The following is a 10,830-nucleotide window of genomic DNA, read 5'->3' as shown; positions in this document are numbered from 1 at the left end:
TGAAATTGGTATTTTTCTTCCTGAGAAAACTTTTGTAGAAATTGAGCTTTTTAACCTTATTGGCGAAAAAATTGAAACAATACAGTCGCAAAACTATCCTCACGGAAAACATACAATTATTTACGACAGAAAACACTTGCCTGCCGGGACGTATTTTTACAGATTAAGTTCAGGTGATTTTTCTGAAACGAGAATTATGAGTGTTGAATGATTTATTAAACTACCTTGTCAAAGTTTAAGACTTTGACAAGGTTAATTATCTGGATATCAACTAAACTAAAAATATAATTATTATGAAAAACCTTATTACTACCCTAAGTCTAAGCTTAATTCTTTTTTTTATTTTCACTAAAGAAACAAAAGCACAAATTTTTGCAGGTAATGATACCTCAATTTGTGCTGGAACAAGTATCACATTAAATGCGACCACTTCTTCAATCAATAGCACAAATACATACTTTTATGATACAGTTCCTTATGCACCTGAGACTTACGGGGGTACACCTGTACCTTTCCCTGGTACTTATTGGGACGATGTTGTTTCAAGTCAAATTCAAATTCCATTTGAATTTTGTTTTTTCGGACAAGTTTTCACCTCATGTTATGTTGGCTCTAATGGATGGTTAAGTTTTAGTCCAGGGCAACCAATTACTTTTACTGCTTGTATTTTACCGAATTCTGGAGTTAGCGTTCCAAAAAATTGTATTATGGGACCTTGGGCAGACTGGAACCCATCATACGGTGTAGGTCCTTATGTTTTCTATTATGTTACAGGAGTATCACCCAATAGGAAATTTGTTGTTAACTGGGATAATTGTCCAATGCATGCATGTACAAGTAACCTCGGAAAATTTCAAATAGTTTTATGTGAGGGTTCAAATGAGATTTACAACCATATAACAAATAAGCCAATTTGTACTCAATGGAGTGTAGCATCAACTCAGGGAATACATAACTTCAACGGAACTTTGGCTTATTGGGTCCCAGGAAGAAATGGCAACCAATGGAGTGCTCAATATGAGAGTTCAAAATTTAAACCGATAGGTACAATTTCGCTTCCGCAAATTCAATGGTATGATACATATGGAAATATTATCAGTAATGGATCATCAATAACCGTTAATCCAATTTCAACTACTTCTTATATTGCAGGAGTAATTTGTTCATGTTCAGGTTTTTTTATTGATACAGTAACGATTTCAATTGATTCAACCAGTCTTTCAATAGATTATGTAAATACTGAGAATGTTGATTGTAATGGAGGTAATACCGGCTCAATAGAACTTGCTGCAAATGGTTGTGTGTCTCCATTTTCATTTTTATGGAATACTGGAGATACAACAGAATATATATCAAATCTGGGTGCAGGAAATTATTTTGTAACAATAAGCGATTCTGGGAATAATGTTGTTGTTGACTCTATGACAATTACTGAACCTTCTGAGATTGAGACCTATAGTAACATTTCGAATGTGTTAATTACAGGAACAACAAACGGTTCAATTGATTTGACAATAAGTGGAGGTGTTCAGCCATATTCACATATTTGGTCTAATGGAGAAACCTCTGAAGATGTTTACAATTTAAGTGCCGGCTTGTATTACGTAACCGTAATTGACAATAATTCATGCACCAATATAGAAATGTTTGAAATTACTGAACCTCTGAACTCATATCCACCTGACTGGCCTTATACAGTAAGTTCTACAAATCACACAATTTTAATTCCTGATACTGCAATAATTACAATGAACAATACTCCGATTGATGTTGGAGATTTTATTGGTGTTTTCTACGACTCCTTGGGCACACTGGCTTGTGGAGGCTATACAATTTGGCAAAACAACACAACTTCGATTGCAGCATGGGGAGCTGAAGTTGGCTTAAACAATGGCTTTGCAATTGGTGAGGAATTTAAATGGAAAATATGGGACATTTCAGAAAGCACAGAATATGAAGTAGATGCTACATATATGCCTGTTCCTCCTATGACAGACCAGGAGTTTTTTGCTATAAACGGAATGAGTGGTTTAACTTCTTTATTTAATCTATCATTTAGTAGTTCACAGCAAATTGTCCTTCCTCCAGGCTGGAGTTTCTTTTCAACTAATATAATTCCTTCTGAAGAGTTATTTGATTCAATTTTTGCAAATAATGTTTCAAATGTAGTGATTGTGAAAAACTATCTTGGTCAAATCTATTGGCCTGCCTACGGAATAAACTTTATAGGAAACCTATCAATTCATGAGGGTTATCAAATTAGCATGACTAACCCTGATATTTTAACAATTACAGGTTTATCCATACAACCTGAAAATGAAAATTGTAATGTTCCTTCCGGATGGTCATTTATTCCATATTTAAGATCAGACCCGGCTTCAATAGTCGATATGTTAAGTAATATCTCAAATGACATTGAAATAGTTAAAAATTATTTAGGACTGATTTATTGGCCAAATTATGGAATAAATACAATTGGAAACATGATTCCCGGCGAAGGCTATCAAATAAAAATGAACAATTCTAATATTCTAACTTACCCACCAAATTCTGCAAACATCTCAAAATCTAATATTCAAATCCCTCAGCCAAAACAATTTAAAACAACAATAAACACAGGTTCAAATATGACCCTCGGAATTCCAAAAGCAGCCTGGGAAACAGAACCTCCAATTGACTCAGAAATTGGAATTTATAGCTCAGAAGGATTATTGGTTGGCTCATCAGTTTTTACCAGTGAAAATCTTGCAATTTCAATTTGGGGAAACGATGAATTGACCAAAAAAATTGATGGTTTGCTTGAAAATGAGAAATTTATTGTTAAGGTTTGGAATGGAACGAATGAGGAGACTCTTGAAATCGAAAATTGGCTTCAAGGCGATGAATTGTATATAACAAATAAAATTTCAATTGTTGAAAAACTTTCAACTTTTGAAATTCAACATTCAACTTTCCAACTATTTCAAAATGTTCCAAATCCATTTTCTGAAACAACAGAAATTAGTTTTTATGCTCCTCATAAAGCATTTGTAGAAATAGAATTATTTAATCTTCTGGGAGAAAGAATTGAAACCATTCATTCGCAAAATTATACTGCCGGAAATCATACAATTATTTTCGATAGAAAACACTTGTCGGCAGGAACGTATTTCTATAGATTAAATTCAGGTGATTTTTCTGACACGAGAATTATGAGTGTTGGGGAATAATGTTTTCCTTTGAATTCAATTAATATTTACTATTTTTAAAATTTATAAACTAATTGATTCTATTATGAAAGCTAATTTAATATTTTTATCAGCGGTTTTCCTTTGTCAGTTTGTTTTTGCACAGGAAGCTTGCAATGATATTCCAACCGTTGCTGATTTTGATGGAAATGTATATAATACAGTTCAAATTGGGAATCAGTGTTGGATGAAAGAAAACCTCAAAACCATGCATTATGAAGATGGTTCTGCTTTAGTGGATGGAACTGGCATAGGTTCAATTCCATGGGGTAATACTACAAAATACTATTTTGATTATAATGATGATACATTAAATACATTAGTTTATGGGAAACTTTATACTTGGGCAGCAGTGATGAATGGAGAATCAAGTAGTGATTTGGTACCAAGCGGTGTACAAGGTATTTGCCCTAATGGTTGGCATGTCCCAAGTAAACAAGAATGGGAGATCCTGGCAAACTATTTAGGTGGACAAAATGTTGCTGGGGGGAAAAAGAAAGAACAGGACACAATACATTGGAATAGTCCTAATGCAGCAACAAACATATCCGGATTTTCTGCTTTACCTGCTGGAATAAGAGATGGTTCTTCTTTCGAAAATTTGGGAATTCAAACTTTTTTTTGGACTTCAAAAGCTGGAAGTGATTTTGCAAATCATCGCGGTTTAGAAAACTTCCATATTAGTGATATATGGGGTTTTACCGCAAAGTATTTTGGATACAGTGTTCGTTGCCTAAGAGATACAAATAGCTTATCAGCATTAATTATAAATCTTGAAAAAACAAATATAAGTTGTTTTGGACTAAATGATGGCTCAATTGATTTGAATGTTACATGGGGTACTCCGCCATATTCATTTATTTGGTCTAATGGCGAAATAACAGAAGATATTGATAATTTAATAGCCGGCACATACTTTGTGACAGTATCAATGTCTAACAATTATTCAATAATCGATTCAATTACTTTAGTTGAACCCACTGAGATAATTCTAAGTTTTGACATTACAGATGCAACAAATATAACTTCAACCGACGGAGAGATTAATCTGACAGTAAGCGGAGGTTTTACACCATATACTTTCAATTGGTCAAATGGTGAAACAATCGAAGATATTACAGGTTTAAACAGCGGCATATATTCTGTTATAGTTACAGATAGTCTAAACTGTACGATTAATTCTTCTGTCAATATTGCTTATTTAAATAATATATCTGAACTATTGCAAAATAAAAGTATATCCCTCATGCAAAATGTTCCAAATCCATTTTCTCAAACTACCGAAATTAGTTTTTACATTCCAGAAAAAGCATTCGTTGAAATTGAATTATTCAGTCTTATTGGTGAGAAAATTGAAACCATTCATTCTCAAAATTACATTGCCGGAAATCATACGATTATTTTCGATAGAAAACACTTGTCAGCAGGAACTTATTTCTACAGACTAAATACAGGTGATTTTTCTGAAACGAGAATTATGAGTGTTGAATAATTTACAATTTGAAATACAAAATAAAAAAGTATAATTATTCGTTGAAATATTATTCATTTTGTGATATTTGTTATTAGTTTTGAAATTGCGTGTATTAATTAGCAACCTATAAATTTGACTATTATGAAAGACAAAACAATTACTCTAAGTCTCGTTTTTTTTCTACTCATTTTCTTCAGTAACAAAACAAAAGCACAAATTTTTGCAGGCAACGATACATTAATTTGTGGTGCTGGAAATATTACTCTGAATGCAACAATAGCACCTTTCTATGGAACAAATCAATATGTCTATGACACAGTGCCATATGGACCTGAATTTTATGGAGGAACACCATTATACTTGTGGGACGATGCCATTTCTGACACAATAATAATACCATTTGATTTTTGTTTTTTCGGACAAGTTTTCAATGAATGTTATGTTGGCTCGAATGGATGGTTAGGTTTTAGTTCAGGTCAACCAACTACATATGCTTCTGCAACAATACCAAGTCAAGCTATTAGTGTACCTAAAAATTGTATTATGGGAGCATGGAGTGACTGGAATCCTTCCGCCACAAGTATTTATTGCAACATAACAGGTATTGCGCCCAACAGAAAATTCGTTGTAAGCTGGATTGATTGTCCATTGTTTAGTTGCTCCTCTTTTACTGGAACTTTCCAAATAGTATTAACCGAAACTTCAAACGAAATATGCTATCATCTTACAAATAAGCCAATATGTCTTGGTTGGGCTGGAGGAACCTCAACTCAAGGATTACATAACTGGAATGGTTCGCTTGCATATTGTGCTCCAGGAAGAAACTCAACCATATGGGAGACTCAATTAGAAAGTTCAAAATTTGTACCATCAGATATAGTTTCTCCAACTCAAATTCAATGGTTCAACCTATCTGGAGATGTAATTGGAAATGGACCCACACTAACTGTAAATCCTAATATAACTACTTCTTATGTTGCCGGAATTATGTCTTGTACAGGCATTTTATACACTGATAATATAACAATTACAGTGAATCCAACATTAAATATTTGCGATTTGATTGGAACTAATATTGATTGTTTTAATGGAAATACTGGTTCGATAGATATCACAGTTTCAGGTGGCACTCAACCATATTCTTATTTATGGAACAATGGTGAAACAATTGAAGACATTTCACTTTTAGGAGCAGGAAATTACCTTGTAACAATTACTGATGCACTTAATTATTCAATTATTGATTCCATAACACTTTTAGAAACTGATGAGCTTTTAGCATCTTCAGTAATTGCAGATGTTACATCATATGGAGCTGCTGACGGTGCTATTGATTTAACAATTTCCGGAGGAGCTCCACCATATACATTTTCATGGTCGAATGGTGATATTGTTGAAGATCTTTATGGCTTAAGTTCTGGAAATTTTACCATCACAATAATTGATAATAATGGATGTAATCTTACTGAAAGTTACGAAATTACTGAACCACCAGGTCCAAATTTGCCTAATTGGTCATATACAGTTACTCAAACAAATCATACTATTTTAATTCAGGCAACAACCCCTATCACACTAAATGGAGTACAGATTTCTCAGGGAGATTATATTGGAGTATTTTATGATTCACTTGGCACATTGGTTTGTGGTGGATATCAGATATGGCAAAATACCACAACTTCAATTGCAGCATGGGGTGCAGATCTTGGAAATGACGGTTTTGCTATTGGCGAACAATTTAAATGGAAAATATGGGACGAATCGGAAAGCATTGAGTATGATGCAAATGCTACCTATATGCCGGTTCCTCCAATGGCAAATCAAGAGTTTTATGCAGTAAACGGCCTAAGTGGTTTAGCTTCTTTATATGAAGTTCTTTCAGCAGACTCACAAGAAATAATCCTTCCTCAAAGCTGGAGCTATTTCTCAACTTATATTATTCCTACTGAATTATCATTCGACTCAATTTTCATGGATGTTAATTCAAATTTATTGATATTAAAAGACTATTTTGGACAAACTTATTGGCCAATCTATGGAATAAACAATATTGGCAATATCTCAATTTGCGAAGGTTACCAATTGAAAATGGCTATAACCGACACAATAATAATTTCTGGTTTTTTGACTCAACCAGAGTTCACAAATTGCAATATTCCCTTTGGCTGGTCATACTTTTCTTATTTAAGGAAAACACCGGCTTCAATCATTAATATGTTAAGTAATGTAGTTAATGATATTGAAATTGTTAAAAATTATTTTGGACAAACCTACTGGCCTATTTATGGATTAAATCTGATTGGGAACATGATTCCGGGCGAGGGTTATCAAGTAAAGATGAACAATGGTGCTACTTTGACATATCCTGCTAATTCAACAAATGTAAGTAAGGAAAACGATCTAACAACTCAAGCCGAACATTTCATAAATATCAAAAACACAGGCTCAAATATGACTCTCGGTATTCCAAAAACTGCTTGGAAAATACAACCATCAAAAGGTTCAGAAATTGGAATTTTTAGTCCCGATAACCATCGGGAAAAACTCGTTGGCTCAGCAGTTTACACCGGAGAAAACCTCGCTATTTCTATTTGGGGAAACGATGAATTGACCGAAGAAATTGACGGAATGATTGAAAACAATAAGTTTATTATTAAAATTTGGAATGGTGAAAATGAAGAAATTCTTGAAATTGAAACTTGGCTTAAAGGCAATGAATTCTATAAAACGAACAAAATTTCGGTAGTTGAAAAACTTTCAACTTTTAACCTTCTCCATTCAACTTGCATTCTTTTTCAGAATGTTCCAAATCCATTTTCCGAAACAACCGAAATTAGTTTTTACATTCCAGAAAAAGCTTTTGTAGAAATAGAATTATTTAACCTTATTGGTGAAAAAATTGTTACAATTCAGTCCCAAAATTATCCTGGCGGAAATCATTCTATTAATTTTAACAAAAATGATATTTACTCAGGGGCTTATTTTTATAGACTGAAATTAAAAGGTTTTTCAGAAACAAAAATTATGTATCTTGTTGATTAAATATGTATAAAAGAGAATTAAATTAGAAATTTGCAAGTAATTTACTTTAACTATCTAATATTCAGTTATTAAAATGTTAACAACTATAAATAAAATATTATGAAATTAAAAATTATTTTTTTTGTCTTAGTTATTTTTAGCATAAAAATATATGCTCAACCGATAACAGTGGTAGGAAATTATACCCCTCAACAGTTAGTTAATAATGTATTTACATCAGGCTGTGTTTCTATTCAAAATATTGTTTTCTCAGGACATCCAGGAAGTATCGGTTATTTCGACGCTTCCGGAACAAGTTTTGATTCAATATTTTCATCGGGAATAATTTTTTCATCAGGGAGGGCTATAGATGCAGTTGGCCCTAATTATCAATCAGGAATTTCAACAAGTTTTGGATCCCCAGGCGATAATGATTTAAACTATATAATACCACAAGCAACCGCAGATGCTTCAGTAATTGAGTTCGATTTTGTCCCTAATTCTGACACCATAAAATTTCGCTACATTTTTGGCTCTGATGAATATCCTGAATTTGTAAATAGCAGTTTTAACGATGTATTTGCATTTTTTTTATCAGGACCATATCCATGGGGCGGATTTTATTTAAATCAAAACATAGCAACTATACCTGGAACAACCACTCCTGTTTCAATCAATAATGTAAATAATGGAACAGGTAGCGCAAGCACTCCTCCTACAGGACCTTGTGTGAATTGTCAATATTATTTTGATAATCTCGCTATTAGCAATCCTAATTCGGCAATCGAATACGATGGATATACTGTTGCTTTAACAGCTACTGCATTAGTTGTTCCATGTCAAACTTATCATTTAAAATTGGCAGTAGCCGATGCTGGTGATTATATTATTGATTCCGCAGTTTTCCTCGAAGCAGGCAGCTTTTCGTCAGGCGAATCTAACGGAAGTGATAATGTTAGCATTTTTAATCCAATTGATACAATATATGAAGGATGTACAAAATATTTTATTATTTATAGAAATGACACAGTAAACCTTTCAAATCCGGCTATGGTTCTTTTGCAATATGCCGGAAATGCAATAATGGGTTCAGATATATCAATATTTCCGGATACTTTTTGGATACAAGGCGGACAAATGAGCGACACAATTTTCTATGATGTTTTAAATGATGGATTTCCAGAACAGCCTGAAACTTTTATTATTGAGACTTGGGCAGATTGTATTTGTAATACAGGAGCCTCAATTTTTTCTTCAGACACAATTACAATTTATAGTTTTGTTGAATTTGAAGCAGGAATTACAAATTCCAATTCAATGATTTGTGATATTGCAGCTTCTTCACCTTATACTATTTCTGCAGAATGTACGAGTCATCCTTCATGGTTTGTCAGCTATATATGGAATACCGGCGAAACAAGTAGCGATATAGTTATTACTTCACCTCCAGCCGGAATGACAGATGTTTATTGGGTAGAAATAATTGATTTATGTGGAAACAGTATTATTGATAGTATAACTATTGGAGCCTCCACTTTGTCTGGAATAAGTTTAATTTCACAAGATGCTTCATGTTTTAATTCTTGCAACGGCGAAGTAAATGTTACGGCAATTGGTGCAAGTCAACAAATAACTTATCTTTGGTCTGATTCAACAATAAGTTCTCCAAATTCAGGAAATATAACAAATTTATGTGCGGGAAACTACAATGTAACAATTAGCAATGCAATAGGTTGTAGTGTCGATAGTTTTTTTATAATATTTCAACCGGACGAAATCTTAATTAATGAGATTATTAGTGATTATAACGGTTATGGAGTTAGTATATTTGGTGCTTTTGACGGTTCAATTGATCTGACTGTTTCTGGCGGCAATCCACCTTTTTCGTTTTTATGGTCAAATAGTGAAACTACCGAAGATATAATTAACTTGTCAGCCGATAACTACTCAATTACAATAACTGATAATAGTGGTTGTAGTATTATTAATAGTTTTGAAATTACCGAACCTATATTTATGAACTATCCAGACTGGTCTTATTCTCTTTCTCCAAACAATCATATAATTCTAATTCAAGAATCAACACCAATCACAATCAATAGTAATCAAATTGAATATGGAGATTTTATTGGTGTGTTTTATGATTCGCTGGGTACTTTAGTTTGTGGCGGTTATCAAATGTGGGAGAATGCAGTTACTTCAATCTCTGCATGGAGCGAGGAATTCGGAAATGATGGTTTCATTGTAGGTGAGCAGCTAAAATGGAAAATTTGGGATGCTTCAGATAGTATTGAATATAATGCAAATGCTACTTATATGCCGGTTCCTCCAATGACACAGCAAGAGTTTTTTGCTATAAACGGATTAAGTGGTTTAACTTCTTTATTCACTATACCATGGACTACTTCTCAACAATTAGTTCTCCCTCCGGGCTGGAGCTTTTTTTCAACATATATAGCTCCATATGAAGAATTATTTGATTCAATTTTTTCTAATATTATTTCAAACGTAGTAATTGTGAAAAACTATCTTGGACAAATCTATTGGCCTGCCTATGGAATTAACTATATTGGGAATCTTTCAATTAATGAGGGCTATCAAATAAAAATAAATAATGCTGATTCCATAATAATTAATGGATTGTCTGTTGAACCGGAAAATACTCCTTGCAATGTTCCTCTTGGATGGTCATTTATTCCTTATTTAAGAACTGATACAGCTTCTATTGCTGAGATGTTAAGCACTATTGCAAACGATATTGAAATTGTCAAAAACTATCTCGGGGAGATATATTGGCCTCAGTACGGAATAAATACAATTGGAAACATAATTCCGGGCGAAGGCTATCAAATAAAAATGAACAATGCAGTAACTCTCACTTATCCCCCAAACTCTGCAAATATTTCGAAATCAAATATCCAAATCCCTCAGCCAAAACATTTCAAAACAACAATAAATACAGGCTCGAATATGACTTTGGGTATTCCAAAAACAGCATGGGAAACAAAACCGGTAATGATTAGTGAGATCGGAGTATTTAGTGTGAGTGGTTTGCTTGTAGGATCGGGAGTTTATACAGGTAAAAATCTTGCAATTTCCATTTGGGGC

General features: G+C 33.3%; 5 protein-coding genes. All 5 read left to right on the top strand.

The annotated features are described in order from the left end of the window. Nucleotides 1-211: T9SS type A sorting domain-containing protein (locus HN894_15505; protein MBT7144728.1), on the top strand; the 211-nt coding region annotated here is incomplete at its 5' end. Between the two features lie 82 nt (nucleotides 212-293). Then, nucleotides 294-3,209 (top strand): T9SS type A sorting domain-containing protein, encoded by a 2,916-nt coding sequence (locus HN894_15500; GenBank protein ID MBT7144727.1) that lies wholly within the window; start codon nucleotides 294-296, stop codon nucleotides 3,207-3,209. A gap of 64 nt (nucleotides 3,210-3,273) precedes the next feature. Then, nucleotides 3,274-4,719: a T9SS type A sorting domain-containing protein gene (locus HN894_15495; GenBank protein ID MBT7144726.1), complete on the top strand. Its 1,446-nt coding sequence runs from the start codon at nucleotides 3,274-3,276 to the stop codon at nucleotides 4,717-4,719. A gap of 123 nt (nucleotides 4,720-4,842) precedes the next feature. After that, on the top strand, nucleotides 4,843-7,743 hold the full coding sequence (locus HN894_15490; GenBank protein ID MBT7144725.1) for a T9SS type A sorting domain-containing protein: 2,901 nt from the start codon (nucleotides 4,843-4,845) through the stop codon (nucleotides 7,741-7,743). Between the two features lie 99 nt (nucleotides 7,744-7,842). Further along, nucleotides 7,843-10,830, top strand: a 2,988-nt coding sequence (locus HN894_15485; GenBank protein MBT7144724.1) for a hypothetical protein, incomplete at its 3' end; no start/stop codon positions are given.

The sequence above is a fragment of the Bacteroidota bacterium genome (genome assembly GCA_018692315.1).
GTDB lineage: Bacteria > Bacteroidota > Bacteroidia > Bacteroidales > JABHKC01 > JABHKC01.
Note: the sequence above shows the minus strand (reverse complement) of the source record. Positions and strands in the feature narration are given on the sequence as shown.